Source organism: Gluconacetobacter azotocaptans, from assembly GCF_014174355.1.
In the GTDB taxonomy this organism is placed as follows: Bacteria; Pseudomonadota; Alphaproteobacteria; order Acetobacterales; family Acetobacteraceae; genus Gluconacetobacter; species Gluconacetobacter azotocaptans.
Window position 1 is genome coordinate 42,829 of record NZ_JABEQF010000004.1, and the last position, 17,760, is coordinate 60,588.

Consider the following 17,760-nt stretch of genomic DNA (forward strand, 5'->3'; position numbering starts at 1 on the left):
GCTGTCTACTGGTTTGGGGGTACGTGATGAACGCACTTGCTCAGCTGGGGATGGTCTCGGAACTCCCGAGCAATAACCAGATGTCCTCTTCTCCTTCCTCCTCCGACGAGGAACGGACGGATTATTTCGTCGAGAAAGACGGGATGAAGTTTGCGGGAACGCATCTTCTCGTCGATCTTTGGGAGGCCCGGAATCTGGATGATCCGGCGCAGATCGACCGTACCCTGTGCGAGGCGGCGGTAACGGCCGGCGCCACGATCCTGCACAGCCATTTCCATCATTTCTCGCCCAACGGCGGTGTGTCGGGCGTGGTGGTGCTGGCCGAGAGCCACATTTCGATTCACACGTGGCCGGAACGCGATTTCGCCGCCGTGGATATCTTCATGTGCGGCGCGTGCGATCCGCACCTTGCGATTCCGGTGATGCAGCGCCTGTTCCAGGCGGGCCGGGTCGTCGTCGACGAACAGCGTCGCGGCCGGGTCGGCTGACGGGCCGGGATGGCGTCCGAACGGGCGCCGTCCGCATGAACCGGGGGGCCGGATCCGTCCGGCCTCTTTTTTTATGTACGCGCAGGGAGAACAGGCAATGACCGAAGCGTGGATCGGCGAAACCCTCTATGACGGCTGGCAGCAGCGCTTCCGGGTGCGGAAGGAACTGGCGCGCACGAAAAGTGCCTTCCAGGATATAGTCGTTTTCGAAAGCGAGACGCACGGCCGCGTCCTCGTCCTCGACGGCGTGATCCAGATCACCGAGGGGGACGAGTTCGTCTATCAGGAGATGCTGACGCATGTGCCCCTGCTGGCGCATGGCGACGCGCGCAGCGTGCTGATTATCGGCGCGGGCGATGGCGGCGTGCTGCGCCGCGTGCTGCAGCATCGTGGCGTGACCCGCGCGGTGATGGTGGAGATCGACGGCGAGGTTATCGACCTGTCCAAGCGCTTCCTGCCCGGCATTGCCGGCGACGCCTGGACCGACCCCCGCGCCGAGGTGATCGTGGGTGACGGCATCGATTACGTCGCGCGTGCCGAAACGGCCTCGGTGGACGCGATCATCGTCGACAGCACCGATCCGATCGGCGTGGGCGAGGTGCTGTTCACCGATTCGTTCTACGAACATTGCGCGCGGATCCTGACGCCGAACGGCATCATCGTGAACCAGTGCGGCGTGCCCTTCATGCAGGCCGACGAACTGCGCGAGACCAGCGTGCGTCGTGCCCGCTTCTTCCCGCATGTCTCGGCCTATGTCGCGGCGGTACCGACCTATGTCGGCGGGTTCATGACGCTGGGCGTCGCGGCCAAGGGGCAGAACCCGGCCGCCCATTCGGTCGAGACGATCCGCGCCCGCGCCGAAGCCGCCGGCATCCTGGGGACTACCGGCTACTGGACGCCGGAAATCCACACCGGGGCGTTCAACCTGCCGCCCTATATCGCCCGCAACCTGCCCTCCGCCGGGGTATGATTGCAGCCGGGGCGCCGTTGGCGGCGCCCCGGTCGCCAGGCGTTCCGTTTCACCCTTGCGGGGCGTATCGCGCCAGCATGCGCACCGCGACCGTGCGGATGTTCAGAGCCGCCAGGCCGTCGGCGAAGACTTTGTAATGCGGCGTGGTCATGTGCGTGTCGAACGCCGCGCGGTCGGCATAGACTTCGTGCAGGATGACCCGATTCGCCTCGCCGTCGGGCACCAGCACGTCGAAACAGTGGCATCCGGGCTCGTCGGCCACCGAATGCGCGCTGTCATGGGCGCAGATTTCCAGAAATTTGTCGTGGGTTTCCGCCGTCGTCTCGAATTCCGCGATGATGGTCAGGGGGCGTGCGTCCATGGTCGGCGTCCTTCGCTGTTCCGATAATCGGTGCGCGCAAATCTAGCCTCGTGCCGACAGGCTATCCAGCATCGGATGGCACGGTCCGATCCTTCCGCCGGATCAATTGACTTGGTCGCGACACCTGTGCCAAGCATCGGAACGCTGACGCGGGAGAGACTGGCGAGAGCCGGCGCCGAAGGAGCAACCGCCCCGGAAACTCTCAGGCCAAAGGACCGCCCGGCATTGACTTCTGGAGAGAGGCGCCCCGTGCGTCCGCCGACGGGATAGCGATCTCAGGCACAGCGACAGAAGGGGCATTCGGATCCAATGCATGGATTCAGGAGGCCCTGTTCATGTCCCGCGCTTCGTCTTTCCGGTTTTCCCCTTCCTCGACAGCCCGGCCGCGCGCGGCGCGGAGGGACGCATGAACGCGCCCCTGCTGCGCACGCCGTTGCACGACCTGCATGTGTCGCTGGGCGCGCGCATGGTGCCCTTCGCGGGGTACGAGATGCCCGTGCAGTATCGGGCCGGGGTGATGGCCGAACACCAGCATACCCGCACCGCCGCCGGCCTGTTCGATGTGTCCCATATGGGGCAGATCCGTCTGCGCGCCCGCTCGGGCCGGGTCGAGGACGCGGCCCTGGCGCTGGAACGCCTGGTGCCGGCCGACATGCTGTCGCTGAAGCCGGGGCGGCAGCGCTACGTGCTGCTGACCGACCCGCAGGGCGGCATCATCGACGACCTGATGGTCTCGCGCCTGGACGACTGGCTGCTGCTGGTCGTCAACGCCGCCTGCAAGGAGGGCGACCTGGCCCATATCCTGGCCGGCGTGGGGGATGCCTGCACGGTCGAGGCGATGCCCGATCGCGGGTTGATCGCGATTCAAGGCCCCGCCGCCGGCGCGGCGCTGGCCGGCCTGGCCCCGCGGGCAGCGGACATGCGTTTCATGGACGTGGCGGAATTCGACGTGGCCGGCGTGCCCTGCATCGCCTCGCGCTCGGGCTATACCGGCGAGGACGGGTTCGAACTGGGCATGCCCTCGGACGGCGCGGTCCGGGTGGCCGAGGCGCTGCTGGCACAGCCGGGCGTCGCCCCGGCGGGCCTGGGCGCGCGCGACAGCCTGCGGCTGGAAGCCGGCCTGTGCCTCTACGGCTCGGATATCGACCGCACGACGTCGCCGGTCGAGGCCGCGCTGGAGTGGTCCATCCAGAAAAGCCGCCGTGCCGGCGGGGCGCGGGCGGGGGGCTTCCCCGGCGCGGATATCGTGCTGGTGCAGTTGCGCGACGGCACGTCCCGCCGCCGGGTCGGCATCGCGATCGACGGCCGCGCGCCGGTGCGCGGCGGGGCGCGCCTGTTCGCCGACGCGGACGGCCGGCAGCCGGCGGGGGATGTGACGTCCGGCGCGTTCGGGCCGACGGTCGGGGCGCCGGTCGCCATGGGCTATGTCGACGCCGCGCATGCTGCGGCCGGAACCCCGCTGTTCGCGGAACTCAGGGGAAAGTTCGTACCGGTCACGGTGGCGGCGCTGCCGTTCGTGGCGCCGGGTTTCAAACGTTGATCGGATAGGGGTGGAGTTGGAATAATGACCGTATATTACACGAAAGATCACGAATGGCTGCGCGTCGAGGGTGACGTCGCGGTCGTCGGCATTACCAATCACGCCGCCGACGAGCTGGGCGAGCTGGTGTTCGTCGAGGCGAAGGACGAGGGCACCGAGGTCGCGCAGGGCGACAGCGTGGCGGTCGTCGAATCGGTCAAGGCGGCGTCCGACATCTACGCCCCCGTGTCGGGCACGGTCCTGGACTTCAACACCGCGCTGGCCGACGACCCGTCGCTGGTGAACCGCGAGGCCGAGGCCGAAGGCTGGATCCTGAAGATGCGGATCGCCGACGCCGGGCAGCTTGCGTCCCTGCTGGACGCCGCCGCCTACGCCGCCCTGGTCGGCTGACCCGATCGTTCCTGTTGCTGTCGCGGAGAAGTTGAGCGTGACGTCCACCTTGCTCTGGCGGGATAGCCTTCCCGCCGCCGACGCGTTCTGTGCGCGTCATGTCGGACCGGATGACCGGGACGTCGCCGCCATGCTGGGCGTGATCGGCGCCGGGTCGCTGGACGACCTCATGGAGCAGACGGTGCCGTCCGCCATCCGCCTGCGCCGGGACATGGGGCTGGGCGCCGGCGTGTCCGAACCCGAGGTGCTGCGTCGCCTGCGCGCCATCGCCGGGCGCAACCGGGTCATGACTTCGCTGATCGGGCAGGGCTATTACGGCACCGTGCTGCCCGGCGTCATCCAGCGCAACGTGCTGGAAAACCCGGCCTGGTACACCGCCTACACCCCCTATCAGCCGGAAATCAGCCAGGGCCGGCTGGAAGCGCTGCTGAATTTCCAGACCCTGGTCACCGACCTGACGGGCCTGGATGTCGCGAATGCCTCGCTGCTGGACGAGGCGACGGCGGCGGCCGAGGCGATGGCCCTGGCCCGCCGCGTGGCACGGTCGAAGGCCGACGGGTTCTTCGTCGATGCCGACTGCCATCCGCAGACGCTGGCCGTGCTGCGCACGCGGGCCGAACCGATGGGGTGGCGGATCATCGTCGGCGACCCCGACAGCGACCTCGATGCCGACGCCGTCTTCGGCGCGCTGTTCCAGTACCCGGGGTCGTCGGGGCGCATCCGCGATCCGCGAGCCTGGATCGAGCGGCTGCACGCAGCGCAGGCCGTGGTGGCCATGGCGGCCGACCCGCTGGCCCTGACGCTGCTGGAACCGCCGGGCGTGCTGGGGGCCGACATCGCCATCGGCTCGATGCAGAGGTACGGCATGCCCATGGGCGCGGGCGGCCCGCACGCCGCCTATATGGCCGTGCGCGATGCCTTCAAGCGCAACATGCCCGGCCGCCTGGTCGGGGTGTCGATCGACAGCCGGGGCGAACCCGCCTATCGCCTGGCGCTGCAGACGCGCGAACAGCATATCCGCCGGGAAAAGGCGACGTCGAACATCTGCACGGCGCAGGTGCTGCCCGCCGTCATCTCATCCATGTACGCGGTCTATCACGGGCCGGACGGCCTGACCGCCATCGCGCGGCGCATCCACCGCCTGACCGCGATCCTGGCCGCGGGGCTGCGCGCCCTGGCGGTGCGGGTGGAGACGGATGCGGTGTTCGATACGCTGACGGTCGCGACCGGCGGCGATTCCACGCTGCTCCGTGACCGGGCCGAGGCCGCGGGGATGAATGTGCGCGTGGTGGATGCCGGGCGCGTCGGCATCAGCCTGGACGAAACCACCACGCCCGACATCGTGCGGGCCATCTGGCATTGCTTCTGCCCCGACGCGCAGCGTGTGGAGGAGATGGAACGCACCCTGGCCGCGCCGGCGGACCTGCTGCCGCCCGCGCTGCGGCGGACCGGCACGTTCCTGACCCATCCGGTCTTTCATGCCCACCGGTCGGAAACCGACCTGCTGCGCTACCTGCGGCGCCTGTCCGACCGCGACCTGGCGCTGGACCGGTCGATGATCCCGCTGGGGTCGTGCACGATGAAGCTGAACGCCACCGTCGAGATGATGCCGGTGACGTGGCCGGAATTCTGCGACATCCATCCCTTCGCGCCGGCGGCCCAGCAGGCCGGGTATGCCGAACTGTTCGCGGACCTGGAACGCATGCTGCGCGCCATCAGCGGCTATGACGCGGTATCGCTGCAACCCAATTCCGGCGCGCAGGGCGAATATGCCGGCCTGCTGGCGATTCGCGGCTATCATCGCGCGCGCGGTGATGAGGGGCGCGACGTCTGCCTGATTCCGGCTTCGGCGCACGGGACCAACCCGGCCTCGGCGCAGATGGCGGGCATGCGCGTCGTCGTCGTGGCGTGCGACGGGCAGGGCAATGTCGATATCGCGGACCTGAAGACGAAGATCGCCCAGCACGCCGACCGCCTGGCCGCGATCATGATCACCTATCCCTCGACCCATGGCGTGTTCGAGGAATCGGTGGTCGAGATCTGCGACCTGGTGCATGCGGCCGGCGGCCAGGTCTATCTGGACGGCGCGAACATGAACGCGCAGGTCGGGCTGTCGCGGCCCGGCGCGTTCGGCGCCGATGTCAGCCATTTCAACCTGCACAAGACATTCTGCATCCCCCATGGCGGCGGGGGGCCGGGCATGGGGCCGATCGGCGTGGGGGCGCACCTGGCGCCGTTCCTGCCCGGCCGACCCGAGGAAGGGGGCGTCAACGCCGTCTCGGCGGCGCCGTTCGGCTCGGCGGCGGTGCTGCCGATTTCGTGGACCTACATGGTGCTGATGGGCGATGCGGGGCTGCGCCGCGCGACCGAAGTCGCGATCCTGAACTCCAATTACGTCGCCACCCGCCTGGAGGGCCATTACCCGGTGCTGTATCGCGGCGCCAACGGGCGCGTGGCGCACGAATGCATCATCGACCTGCGCCCCATCAAGGACGCGACCGGGATTACGGTCGACGATATCGCCAAGCGCCTGATCGACCACGGGTTCCATGCGCCGACCGTCAGCTTCCCGGTGGCCGGCACCTTCATGATCGAACCCACCGAATCCGAGGGCCGGCGGGAGCTGGACCGGTTCTGCGACGCGATGATCGCCATTCGGGACGAAATCCGCGAGGTCGAGGGCGGGGTGCTGACCGCCGAACAGAGCCCGTTGCGCCACGCGCCGCATACCGTCCGCGACCTGACCGATCCGGCGTGGGAACGCGCCTATGACCGGCAGCGCGGCTGCCTGCCGGGCGACGTTGCGGCGGCATCGAAATACTGGTCGCCGGTCAATCGTCTGGACAATGCCTATGGCGACCGCAACCTGGTCTGTTCCTGCCCGGACATGGCCAGCTATGCCGAGGGTACGGCTGTCTAGCCCCACCGGGTCACGGCCCTGTGCCCGTCGGGCGGTGGCCGTGGCGTGCCCGAGGGGGTAGGATGACGCCGGCCTGTGGCCCACCTGATGGGGCCACAGGCGGTCCAGCACCCGCGAGGGAGGAAGGCGTCATGATATCGCCTTTTATTGTTCACAAAATTGTGTTCTCTGCCCCCTCGGGTAACCACCAGAGGGGAGAGCGACGGCGTGTCTGACAGATTCCGGTTTGTGGTTGTCGGCGGCGGTATCGCCGGCATGGAAATGGCGACCTATCTGGGCAACACGCTTGGTCGTGCCGGCCTGGCGGACGTTACCCTGATCGACAGCAGCTTCTTTCACGTCTGGAAGCCGATGCTGCATGAGTTCGCGGCCGGAACCAGCCCGAACGATCGCAACCGGATCAGCTTCCTGGCCCAGGCCAGCCGCAAATCGTTCAAATTCTGGCCCGGCGCCCTGGCCGGCGTGGATCGCGCGGCCCGGACGGTCGCGCTGGCGCCCTTGCAGGACGCCGAAGGTGAGATCCTGCTGGAACAGCGCAATCTGCCCTATGACGCGCTGATCGTGTCGATCGGCAGCCGGGCCAATGATTTCGGCATTCCCGGCATCGCCGAACATTGTCATTTCATCGACAACCTGACCGAGGCCGACGGCTTCAACGCCGATTTCCGGTCGCTGGTATTGCAGGCGATCGGCCAGTCCTCGTCCTTGCAGATCGCCATCGTCGGCGGCGGCGCGACCGGCGTGGAACTGGCGGCGGAATTGCATCGGGCACTGGACCTGTCAGCCAATTACGGGCTGGGCATGGATCGGGCCGATCTGCATGTGACGCTGCTGGAGGCCGGGCCGCGCATCCTGCCGGCCTTCCCCGAAGCGGTATCGGTCGAATCGCGCCGGCAGCTGGAGGCCCTGGGCATTACCGTCCACACCAGCGCGCAGGTCACGGGCGCCGACGCCGACGGGTTCGTGCTGGGCGACGGGACCCGGATCGAGGCGAAGCTGAAGGTCTGGGCGGCCGGGGTGAAGGCGTCCACCGCCACGGCGCTGTTCACCGACCTGGAACGGTCGCGATCGGGGCAACTGAAAGTGCACCCGACCTTGCAGACCACGCTGGACGACAGGATCTTCGCGCTGGGCGATTGTTCGTTCATCCGCGACAAGCCGGTGCCGGCGACGGCGCAGGCGGCCCGCCAACAGGCGCGGCATCTGTCACGGCAGATGAAGGGCTGGATCGCCGGGGCCCCCCTCGCGCCGTTCCGCTATCGCGACCGGGGGGCCGTGGTTTCGCTGGGCGATTACAACGGGTGGGGGACGCTGGGGAAATACCATTTCGGCGGTGGCCCCTTGCGCGGCCTGTCGGCCCGTCTGGGTCACGATATGCTGTATCGCCAGCACCAGATGGAAATTTACGGCCCGGTTCGGGCACTGGCGGCGTGGGGTGCCGACCAACTGGACGAATTCGTCCGGCCCACCGTGCGGCTGGACTGAGTCCAAGAAAGATCGGGCCCTGCCCGAACCCGGCAAGGGCCTCGGCCCTTGCATCCCATTCGTTTTATGAAGTCCTTGGTTTCCAAAGGGCAACGCCCTTTGGTGGGTCAAGGGCAACGCCCTTGCCTTCGCATCCAGCCGGCGGCGCGCCATCACACATCGTCCAGCACCAGATCATGCAGCATGAACCACTGCTCGATATGGCGGCGGATGATGGGGGTGATGATCGCGTCGAGGCGCGCCACGTCCTGTGCCAGTCCCGACCGGTCTTTCTCCGATCCGACCCGGACCGGCGGCAGGATATGCACGCGGAAGCGGCCATGTTCCTCGCGCAGGCAATAGGCCGGGATGATGACGGCATCGGCCATCCGGGCCAGGCGCGCGACACGGGCCAGATTGCCGTCGAGCCGTAGCGGCCGCCCGAAGAACGGGGCATGGACGCGGCGGTTCTGGAACTCGTCGACATAGAGCACCACGCTGCGCCCATCCTCGGCGAGCGCCTTGTACAGCAGGCGCGCCGTGGCCCGCCCGGGTGCCAGCAGATGGTCGGCGAAGCGTCGGCGCACATAGTTGGCGATACGCTGTTCGAAGCGGTTGCGCGGCGGCTGATAGACGTCAAAGCCGTTTTCGCCCAGCGCCAGCATGGTCGGGCCGACCATCTCCCAATTGCCCAGATGCAGGGCGGCGACGATTCGTGGCCGGCCCGTCGCCCGCGCCGCCTCCAGATTTTCCAGCCCGTCGACGGCGACGCGGTCGGAATCCCAGATGCGCGGCAAGGCGGAGAATTCGGCCATGGTGCTGCCGACATGGCCCCACATCTGGCGGACCGTGCGATCGACCGCGGCATCGTCCAGTTCCGGCCGCAACCGCCGGACGTTGCGCAGCGCCCGCGTGTGCCACGTGGGATGCCGGGTGCCGCGCCATATGCCCAGGCGCCAGCCGATCCGCGCGCACAGCCCGACCGGCAGCGCCCTCAGTCCGTAATGGATCGCAGTGTCGGACAGGCCCGAAACGGTGTCGCGCACCCAGTACCGCCGCCAGGCCGCGCGCGCCTCCGTCCCGCTCCACAGGGCCGAGAGCGGCGGCGCCTGATCAACCATGGTGGACCGGACAGCCCTGTGCCGGTGCGGCCGGCGGGACGGCCTGCGCATCGGGGCGAGCGGTTCGCGCCGACACGGTCATCGGCAGGGTGTCGCCGGGGCGCAGGGTCAGGCGGCACACCGGCTCGACCACCGCGCCGGGCGCGAGGCGCAGCTTTGCCGTGCGCGCCAGGGTGGCAAGGCAGATGATCGCCTCGGTCAGGCCGAAGGAAAGCCCGGCACAGATCCGCGGGCCGATGCTGAACGGCACATACGTATATTTTTCCGGCGCGTCCGGGCTTCCGGGCAGGAACCGCTCGGGCATGAAATGGTCCGGCTTGCGCCAGTAGAGACGGTGCCGATGCAGCAGCCACGGCACCACGATGACCAGGGCGCCGGCCTTCACCTGGCGGCTGCGGATGGTGTCGTCGTGGGTCGCTTCCCGCGCCAGAAGGGGGACGGGCGGGTACAGCCGCAGGGTCTCCTCGATGATGGCGCGCGTGTAGACGAGGTTCGGCACGTCGGCGAGGGTGGGCGCGCGTGCGCCGAGGACGGTATCGAGTTCCTCATGAAGGCGCGCTTCGACGTCGGGCGCCTGCGACAGCAGGTAGCAGGCCCAGGCCAGGCAGTTGGCCGTGGTTTCGTGCCCGGCCATGAAGATGACGGCCGCCTCGTTGCGCAAGGCCGTGGCGTCGAGGCTGCCGTCCTTCATCAGCATCCGGATCACCGAGCCGTCGTCCTCGGTGCGCCTGAGGTCGGCGATGATCCCATCGAGGATAGCGTGGATCCGGGCCGCCGACTGGCCGATCTTCGCGCCGTGCCGGCGCGGAATCCACGAGGGCAGGCCGAGCAGCGAGGTGAGGTCGCGCTGGTCGACATATTTCTGGTATTCGCTGAAGGCCTCGACCACCTCCTGCGTGCGGTCGGAGCCCAGTGTCTGGCCGAAGACCGTACGGCCGATGATCTCGGCCGTAAGCTGCGCCATGGCCTTCAGCACGTCGATGGCCGAACCGTCGGGAAGTGCGGCCCATCTGTCGCCGAGTTCGCTGGCCGTCTGGACCATCACGGGGGCGAACTGGCCAAGGCGGCTGGTGTGCAGCACGGGCACAACCATCTGGCGCCGCTGCTTCCAGGTCGCGCCGTCGCTGATGAACAGCCCGTCACCCAGAAGCGGCGACAGGGCGTTGCGCATCTGCGGGCTCTTGCGCTCGTAGTTCTCGGCGTGGGTGACAAAGGCGTGGCGGACCGTATCGGGACTGTTGCAGATGACGACCTGTCGGGCCAGCAGTTGCATCGACATCGTCTGGTATTCGAATGCCTTGTCTTCCCAGATACTCAGGAAGTTTTGCATGCCACGGCGCAGTAACTGGAAAACGGGCAGTGGTGTCTTCGGGCGGGAAGGAAAGGGGGGGATGAATTCCATCGTAGTCCCAGCTATCAAGGTGCACTCGAAAGTTCCACCGGGAAACGGTAGAAATTCTATATTGCAGTAATGCTATTGTATTCCGAGCCGTGAAGCAATTTTTCAGGGTTATGGAGAATCGGTTTGGGACAGGCGAACACGGCCGCGACGACGTTTCCTCCGGCACCGTCCAGGCCGTTTGTGTCACTAGATTGCGACCGGTGTCGAATGCGCTTGGGTTGGGCGCGGCAAGCGCCCATGTTGCGTCTGCAACCGGATGAGCCCGCCGCGACCCGTGGCAGACAAGAGGGACATTCCGGGGGAGGCGTGCAATGTTTCATCTCAGGATGGCGGGCGCCACACGGCACCGCATTGTCGTTCCGTGGTCCGCCATGGCGTTGCGCCACGACGAGCCGGGGTGGGTCGACGCCCGTGACCGGATCACGGTTGGTCTGATCTGCTGCGGATTGCTGTCCGCATTCCTGATCGACATGGCGATCCTGTATTTCTCGATGTTCCGGCCGTAGGTCCGACCCCCTGTCTTTCCGTATCCGTTCTGGGCGCGTATATATCGAGCAGGATATAGATCGTCGCGGACGGATGTGGGGAGAACGGGATGAAGGCGCGGTACCGGACGCTGCTGTCGGTCTTCGTCGCGCTGGCCGGCGGCACGCCGGGCGGCGGGTACGCGCGCACGGTGGTGGACATGGCCGGCCATTCCGTATCGGTTCCGGACCGGCCGGGACGGATCGCGGATCTGTGGTTCGCCCATAATACGCTGACGATCATGCTGGGCGCGACGGACCGCATCGCGGTCACGGATAATCTGCCCTCGGCGCGGCCGTGGATGTACCGCGTGGCGCCCGCCCTGTCGCGGGCGGTGGCGGTGACCGGACCGGTGCCGAATACCGAAACCCTGCTGGGCGCGGGTGTCGACGTGGCGTTCATCAGCGCTGGGTCGCCCGCCGAACTGCCGCTGCGGCGCAGCGGCTTTCCAGTCGTCGATGCGGGGTTCACCGATGCGCCGTCGATGATCCGGGCCCTGGACCTGACCGCCGATGTGCTGGGCGATGCCCGGGCGCACGACATGGCGCGGCAATATGAAGCCGCCCTGACGGAGACGATTCACCGGGTCCGCGCCGCGACCACCGACGTCGCAATCGCCCGGCGGCCCCGGGTGCTGCATATCAAATCGCTGGTGCCCCTGATGGTGGACGGCGCCGACACCATCATCGACGACTGGATCACGACGGCGGGCGGGCGCAACGCGGCGGACGGGATCGTGGGTGTGATGCGCCCGGTCTCGCTGGAACAGGTCGCGGCCTGGGATCCGGATGTGCTGATCCTGGGGCCCGACTCCGGGAAATTCGACGGCGCGGCACGGGGCGGCGGGTGGTCGGCCTTGCGCGCCGTGCGTACGGGCCGGGTCTACCGCAGCCCCGCCGGCGTCTTTCCATGGGACCGCTACGGCTGCGAATTTCTGCTCCAGATCCTGTGGACAGCGCAAAGTCTCTATCCCGACCGGTTTCGGGATATCGACATGATGTCGGAAACGACCCGATTTTATCACAGGTTTTTCGGATACGACCTGACACCGGCCGAGGCCCGGCGCATCCTGGCGGCGCAGCCGCCCGAGGAAGGACGGTGAGCCTTCGCAGCTGGTGCGGCCGGTTGGTCCTGGTCCTGCCGGCCGTGCTGCTGGCGGGACTGGCGATCGTGTCGTTGGGAATCGGTCGTTATCCGGTCGGCTTTGGCGATATCGCATCGGTGCTGCTGGATAACGGGGCAGGTATGACGGTCGAGCGCCGGGCGCTGCTGCATACCATTCTGTTCCAGACGCGGCTGCCGCGCATTGCCGGCGCCATCATTGTCGGTGCGGCGCTGTCGGTATCCGGCGCCGGGTATCAGGCGGTGTTCCGCAATCCGCTGGTGTCGCCGGGGCTGCTGGGCGTGCTGGCGGGGGCCGGGTTCGGGGCGGCGCTGGGCATCGTTGGCAATGCCGGTGCGACCGCGGTGCATGTGCTGTCGTTCCTGGGGGGCGGGCTGGCGGTGGCGGTCGGCGTCGGGGTGGCGCGCCTGTTCGATTCGGCGTCGATCCTGATGCTGGTATTTGGCGGGCTGGTCAGTTCGGCCCTGTTCACCGCGCTGCTGTCGCTGCTGAAATATGTCGCCGATCCGGAACAGCAATTGCCCGACATCGTATTCTGGCTGCTGGGCAGCCTGACCCAGGTCGACATGCCCGACCTGATGGCGATCTCGGTCCCGGTGCTGGGCGGCATCGTCCTGCTGTCGCTGTGCGGACGTATGCTCGACGCCCTGGCGATGGGCGATGACGAGGCCCGGACCATGGGCGTTCCCGTCAGTACGCTGCGTTATGGCGTCATCGTCGTGGCGACGATCCTGTCGGCGCTGACCGTGTCGGTCGCGGGCATGATCGGCTGGATCGGGCTGATGGTGCCGCATGTCGCGCGCCTGCTGGCGGGGCCGCGCAATGCCCGCGTCCTGCCGCTAAGCGCGTGTCTGGGCGGGGCGTTCCTGCTGCTGTGCGACGATCTGGCGCGCAGCGTTTCGGCCGAGGAAATCCCTGTGGGGCTGATCGCCGACGTGCTGGGGGTGGCGGTATTCGTCTCGGTCCTGCGCCTGGTGCGGCGGGGGTGGGCGGCATGACGGTGCTGGCGATGGAGGGGGTCGGTTTTTCCCGGGACGGACGGCCGATCCTGCAGGATGCGTCCTTCGCCGTCGGGGCCGGCGAGATGGTCGCCCTGCTGGGGCCGAACGGCGCGGGCAAGACGACGGTCCTGCGGCTGCTGCTGCGCCTGCTGTATCCGGGCACGGGCAAGGTCCTGCTTGACGGCCGCTCGCTGGCCAGGATGCGGCGGCGGGAGCTGGCGTCGCGGGTCGCCTACGTCCCGCAGGGCCATGCCGTCACCTTTCCATACAAGGTCCGGGATGTCGTCGCGCTGGGGCGGCTGGCGGCCACGATGTTCTCGCCGGTCGTGTCGGCGGCCGATCGTGCGGCGGCCGACGCGGCAATGGGCCACCTCGCGATCGGCCATCTGGCCGAGCGGTCCTATGCGGCGTTGTCGGGGGGCGAGCGGCAAGGCGTTCTGATTGCGCGCGCCCTGGCCCAGGGCGCGCGCATCCTGGTGCTGGACGAGCCCGAGACCGGGCTGGATTACGGGCAGCAACGGCGTCTGTTCGACCTGCTGCGCCATCTGGCGGCCGAGGGATACGCCGTCATCGCCACCACCCATGACCCGTTGCGGGCGGCGCGGACATTCACACGCGCGATCCTGCTGCGGCGGGGGCGCATCATGAATGACGGCCCGGCCGGGCAGGTGCTGTCCGAACAGACGATCGAGGCTCTTTACGACGCCGGCGCCTGATACCAATCCGGTCTGCCGGCTATTCGTCGGTGGGAAGGGCCAGTGGCTGCACGCGGATGGCCTTGCCGGTACGATCGTAATAGACGATGGCGTTGCCCAGCCGTTCGGCATAGCCGTCGGGCGTGCCCTGCGGCGTCCAGAACAGCAGCCGGTTGGCGTCCGCCTGTTCGACCACCTTGTCGCCGATGGGGCGATAGCGGAACTGGCTGAAATCCTTGTGGGCGCTCGGGATGGGCGGATGGGCCGCCAACTGATGCATCGACTGGGTCTTCGATCCCTCGTCGTCATCGTCGGCCAGCGCCGGCGTCGCCCACGCGGCCAGGCAGGCGGACAGCATCAGCCACCGGAGCATTTTGTCCTGCATGACCGTCTTTTCCTCCATGCCATGTTCCGGTCCGGGGGGAACATCCTCCGTTTTGGCGCGCGACGCAACAGAGCAGCCCTCACCGCGCGTCTGGGCAGGCATGACACGCGGGGGCGGGCGCCTTACTGGAAGGGCAGGTAGCGGAAGTCGAAGAACAGCTGGCTGACGCTGGTGGCGGGGTCGCCGCCGATGCCCTTCCAGATCTGGCGGCGCGAATAGGCCAGCTGCGCGCCGGCCTCGACGGTGCCGTAGCGGCCCTTGAGGAAGCGCCACCATGCGCCGACGGTCAGTTCCTCCACCGCCCGGGTATTGGCCGTGCAGTCGAGCGTCGACAGTTCCATCTGGCAGCCCGCGTTGGAATAAAGCGGGTTGCCGTAGCCGTAATTGCCGCCCTCGGCCGAGAAATATCGCCGGCCCGAACGCTGCGTTCCGAAATAGCCGTAGACGTCGATCAGCGGATTGGGATGGGCGATGATTCCGGCCGTGGCCTGGGCCCCCGGCAGCGGCGCCGGCCGGCCGCTCGACGACAGGGTCGCGTCGGGCAGCAGGACCGAGCCGTAGCGGTTGATGCCCACCCCGGCCAGCCCGGCCAGGCGGATTTCGACCTTGTGCGGAATGACCGGCAAAATGGCCGATCCGCCGCCCCCGCCCGCGACGGCGGTGTAATTGCGGCCCACCCCATTTGCGACCACCCGGTCGTGGGGGAAGCGCAGCAGGCCCTCGGCCTCGTAATGGCCCCAGGCGGGATCCCACGCGATCTTGCCGATGATGTCCGGCGCGATCTCGTCGGAATAATTGGTGCTGAATTCCGTCAGGCCGGTGCCGTTCGACCCGATCGTGGCGACGCCGCCGTTGGGCAGGTTGACCGTACCGTTGTTGTTGGTGAAGCCCGTCGTGTCATACAGCGTCGCCGGATTTTCGATCGACAGGCCCAGCCACAGCCGGTGCGCCATCAGGTCCTTCACCAGGCGGATCTGCCATTGGCGGGTCCAGGTCTGCCCCACCAGCATCGCGGCGTCGATCGTTTCAGGCAGGCTTTCCTGGCGCGCGACGATGCCGGCGCGTCCTGGTGTCAGCAGGCTCCACGCCTGTCCGGCCAGGAAATGGAAATTGCTGCGGCTGTTGTCGTAGGCCAGGTAAGCCTGCCGCAGGCGCGGCACGTAGGCGTTGCTTTCATACGGGTTCGTCGTTTCGGCGCCTGCGCCGAAATCCGTCTCCACGAAGCCGGAAATGGTGGTGAAGGCGTCGATATTGCCCCGCGCCATCAGCGAGAACCGGCTGAAGCGGGCGCCGGCTTCGAAGCTGTCCTGATGGAAGCGGGATTCGTTCGGATAGGGCATGTCGGCCCAGTAATTGAACGTTCCCGATGCGATATGCCGGTTTTCAAAGATGCCGGCCGTATCGAAGAAACCGCCCAGAATGATCGTGGCTGGACCGACATGGAATACGCCGTGATCGCCCAGGGCGCCGGCGGCCTGGGCGCCCACCGTTTCGCGCGGGTGGGGGCCGACGCCGTTTTCGGCGAGACGGGTGACCATGTCCTCCTCCCGACGGGCCACCACGGCCGCGACGGTGGGGCGGTCGTCGATGACCGGCGGCGGGACATCCATCGGGGCAGGGTGCGCATGCCCGGGGCCATGGCCCACGGAGCCTTCGGCCAGCCGCGATCCGGCCGCGTTCCATCCATGATGGAGGGCGGTGCCGGGTTCCTGTCGGGCGGCCTCGCGGGTTGGCGTGGGATGGGCTGCCTGCAGGTGGGCGCGATGGCGCGCCAGTTCCTGCCGCATGGCCAGCAGGTCTTTCTGCAATTCCATCTGCTGCCGCTGGATGCGGGCGATCTGGTCTTCCATGGCGTCGATGGCTTCGCCCTCGTCCTGCTGCGCATGGGCGCGGGACACCGGGACCAGGACGGAGCAGCAGAGCAGCAGGAGCGGCAAGCGTCGTTGAATGCAGGGGTAAGCGGCAAGAATCCGCATATGAGGGGGGATCCGGTCCATAGTGATGTTGGTCGCCTGACATAGACGTTCAATATGTCAAAACATTTCCACATCCCGGCGTAAATGATATTTTCTTTTAAATAGTACCAAATTCAGTCATTAAGTAAATAAGAAAATATTACTTACTTGTTTATTGAATAAATGGACGAGTTCTCGGAAATGGGTACTCAGGCAGTGCCGGGTTTGCGCGCCGTGACGGCATAGACCGCGTCTCGCCAGGCCGGGTCGTCGGCGGGGGGCTGAACCTCTCCGGTGTCGATGAAGACGAAGCCCGCGCGGCCCAGCAGGATGGTCAGCAGGCGGGACCGGTCCGCCCCGTCCAGCGCCTGCCACAGCGCCACCGCCTTGCCCGGCAGGAAGCGTTCGGAAAAAGCCATGACGACGATCCCGCCCGGCCGCAGCACGCGCGCCGCCTCGGTCAGGATCGCCAGCGGGTGCCGCAGATACGGTGCCGCATCGCACAGGCATACGGCGTCCAGGCTGTCATCGGGCAGCGGCAGGGCGGTGTCCTCGTTCACATCCTGCACGATCCGCTGCGTCAGGCGCGGGTTGGCGTCCAGTGCCGCCGCGTCCAGGCCGATCCCGATGACGGCCTCGCACGGGGTGTCCTGCGGCAGGTGGCTGTCGTCGCCGGCCATCAGGTCCAGCACCCAGGCCCCCTCGGGCAGGATGGTCCGATAGAGCGCGGTGATGGCGGCTCGTGCCCCGGCATCCATCAGCGCCCCGGCAGGGCGGCCGGCATAGAAGCGGGCATCGGGTTCGGTGTCGGCCGTGGTGAACGCGGCGGGATGGAAGCCATGCTGGTCGGTCATGATCGGCACATGCGACAGACCGGGCGGAAAATCCAGTCCATGGGCCGGAAACGATGCCCCCTTTCCGCATTGCCGCTGCCGGCTATCATCCGCGCCCCCTGACGCACAACAGAAGGACCTCGACGATGGCGAAACTGATTCATTCCATGATCCGGGTGCGGGACGAGGCCGCGTCCCTGGCGTTCTACGCGCAGGCGTTCGGCTTGGCGGTGGCCGACCGCCTGGCGTTCGACGGCTTCACCCTGATCTACCTGTCGAACGCCGAACAGACGTTCGAACTGGAACTGACGGTCAATCACGACCGCGACCGCCCGTACGACCTGGGCGACGGCTATGGTCACCTGGCGGTGTCGGTGGCCGATGTGGACGCCGAGCATGCCCGGTTGGTGCAGGCAGGCCTGTCGCCGCTGCCGGTCAAGCAATTGTCGCTGGGCGAACGGGTGGTCGGGCGGTTCTTCTTCATCGTCGATCCCGACGGCTACCGGATCGAGGTGCTGCAGCGCGGCGCGCCGGGGCGCTTCCTCTGATCGGCGGAATGCGCGAGAATTCTCGCGCATTCCGCGACC

At 67.5% G+C, this 17,760-nt stretch carries 17 protein-coding genes and 1 riboswitch; of the genes, 11 read left to right on the plus strand and 6 right to left on the minus strand.

Translation table 11 applies throughout. The annotated features are described in order from the left end of the window. Positions 1-26 precede the first annotated feature (26 nt). Together speD and speE are read left to right on the plus strand one after the other, a co-directional pair. Complete coding sequence (gene speD, locus HLH34_RS06075; RefSeq protein ID WP_183118723.1) at positions 27-488, plus strand: adenosylmethionine decarboxylase; 462 nt, start codon at positions 27-29, stop codon at positions 486-488. A gap of 97 nt (positions 489-585) precedes the next feature. Beyond that, positions 586-1,458: a polyamine aminopropyltransferase gene (gene speE, locus HLH34_RS06080; RefSeq protein ID WP_183118724.1), complete on the plus strand. Its 873-nt coding sequence runs from the start codon at positions 586-588 to the stop codon at positions 1,456-1,458. 49 nt (positions 1,459-1,507) lie between these two features. Here speE and HLH34_RS06085 read toward each other — a convergent pair whose 3' ends face one another. Further along, entirely contained in the window at positions 1,508-1,819 is a 312-nt protein-coding gene (locus HLH34_RS06085) for a putative quinol monooxygenase (protein ID WP_183118725.1), read from the minus strand. A 140-nt stretch (positions 1,820-1,959) separates the two neighbouring features. Further along, positions 1,960-2,047, plus strand: a riboswitch (glycine riboswitch). Between the two features lie 178 nt (positions 2,048-2,225). Here HLH34_RS06085 and gcvT point away from each other — a divergent pair. The 4 genes from gcvT to HLH34_RS06105 all read left to right on the plus strand — a co-directional run bounded on the left by gcvT (position 2,226) and on the right by HLH34_RS06105 (position 8,154). Beyond that, positions 2,226-3,359: a glycine cleavage system aminomethyltransferase GcvT gene (gcvT, locus tag HLH34_RS06090; protein WP_183118990.1), complete on the plus strand. Its 1,134-nt coding sequence runs from the start codon at positions 2,226-2,228 to the stop codon at positions 3,357-3,359. Between the two features lie 24 nt (positions 3,360-3,383). Then, positions 3,384-3,749 (plus strand): glycine cleavage system protein GcvH, encoded by a 366-nt coding sequence (gene gcvH / locus HLH34_RS06095; RefSeq protein WP_183118726.1) that lies wholly within the window; start codon positions 3,384-3,386, stop codon positions 3,747-3,749. 37 nt (positions 3,750-3,786) lie between these two features. Beyond that, positions 3,787-6,669, plus strand: a complete 2,883-nt coding sequence (gcvP, locus tag HLH34_RS06100; RefSeq protein WP_183118727.1) for an aminomethyl-transferring glycine dehydrogenase — start codon at positions 3,787-3,789, stop codon at positions 6,667-6,669. Between the two features lie 207 nt (positions 6,670-6,876). Further along, entirely contained in the window at positions 6,877-8,154 is a 1,278-nt protein-coding gene (locus HLH34_RS06105) for an NAD(P)/FAD-dependent oxidoreductase (RefSeq protein WP_183118728.1), read from the plus strand. A gap of 152 nt (positions 8,155-8,306) precedes the next feature. Here HLH34_RS06105 and HLH34_RS06110 read toward each other — a convergent pair whose 3' ends face one another. Together HLH34_RS06110 and HLH34_RS06115 are read right to left on the minus strand one after the other, a co-directional pair. After that, positions 8,307-9,254, minus strand: a complete 948-nt coding sequence (locus HLH34_RS06110; protein WP_183118729.1) for a lysophospholipid acyltransferase family protein — start codon at positions 9,252-9,254, stop codon at positions 8,307-8,309. Then, positions 9,247-10,584, minus strand: a complete 1,338-nt coding sequence (locus HLH34_RS06115) for a cytochrome P450 (RefSeq protein WP_244959710.1) — start codon at positions 10,582-10,584, stop codon at positions 9,247-9,249. Before HLH34_RS06115 ends, HLH34_RS06110 begins: the two co-directional genes overlap by 8 nt. A 383-nt stretch (positions 10,585-10,967) precedes the next feature. Between HLH34_RS06115 and HLH34_RS06120 the strand changes: the two genes are divergently transcribed. The 4 genes from HLH34_RS06120 to HLH34_RS06135 all read left to right on the plus strand — a co-directional run bounded on the left by HLH34_RS06120 (position 10,968) and on the right by HLH34_RS06135 (position 14,021). After that, positions 10,968-11,162 (plus strand): hypothetical protein, encoded by a 195-nt coding sequence (locus HLH34_RS06120; protein ID WP_183118731.1) that lies wholly within the window; start codon positions 10,968-10,970, stop codon positions 11,160-11,162. A gap of 89 nt (positions 11,163-11,251) precedes the next feature. Further along, a complete protein-coding gene (locus HLH34_RS06125) occupies positions 11,252-12,283 on the plus strand; it encodes an ABC transporter substrate-binding protein (protein ID WP_183118732.1) in 1,032 nt (343 codons plus the stop codon). Further along, positions 12,280-13,302, plus strand: a complete 1,023-nt coding sequence (locus HLH34_RS06130; RefSeq protein WP_183118733.1) for a FecCD family ABC transporter permease — start codon at positions 12,280-12,282, stop codon at positions 13,300-13,302. Before HLH34_RS06125 ends, HLH34_RS06130 begins: the two co-directional genes overlap by 4 nt. Further along, entirely contained in the window at positions 13,299-14,021 is a 723-nt protein-coding gene (locus HLH34_RS06135) for an ABC transporter ATP-binding protein (protein WP_183118734.1), read from the plus strand. The genes HLH34_RS06130 and HLH34_RS06135 overlap by 4 nt, the downstream gene beginning before the upstream one ends. A 19-nt stretch (positions 14,022-14,040) precedes the next feature. Here HLH34_RS06135 and HLH34_RS06140 read toward each other — a convergent pair whose 3' ends face one another. The 3 genes from HLH34_RS06140 to HLH34_RS06150 all read right to left on the minus strand — a co-directional run bounded on the left by HLH34_RS06140 (position 14,041) and on the right by HLH34_RS06150 (position 17,194). Then, the gene (locus HLH34_RS06140; RefSeq protein ID WP_183118991.1) at positions 14,041-14,385 is read right to left on the minus strand and encodes a hypothetical protein; all 345 of its coding nucleotides are present in this window, start codon (positions 14,383-14,385) and stop codon (positions 14,041-14,043) included. A 122-nt stretch (positions 14,386-14,507) separates the two neighbouring features. Then, positions 14,508-16,361, minus strand: coding sequence for a hypothetical protein (locus tag HLH34_RS06145; RefSeq protein WP_183118735.1), 1,854 nt, complete (start codon positions 16,359-16,361; stop codon positions 14,508-14,510). A gap of 188 nt (positions 16,362-16,549) precedes the next feature. Next, positions 16,550-17,194, minus strand: a complete 645-nt coding sequence (locus HLH34_RS06150; RefSeq protein ID WP_183118736.1) for a class I SAM-dependent methyltransferase — start codon at positions 17,192-17,194, stop codon at positions 16,550-16,552. A 125-nt stretch (positions 17,195-17,319) separates the two neighbouring features. Between HLH34_RS06150 and HLH34_RS06155 the strand changes: the two genes are divergently transcribed. Then, positions 17,320-17,721 (plus strand): VOC family protein, encoded by a 402-nt coding sequence (locus tag HLH34_RS06155; protein WP_183118737.1) that lies wholly within the window; start codon positions 17,320-17,322, stop codon positions 17,719-17,721. Positions 17,722-17,760: the final 39 nt, after the last annotated feature.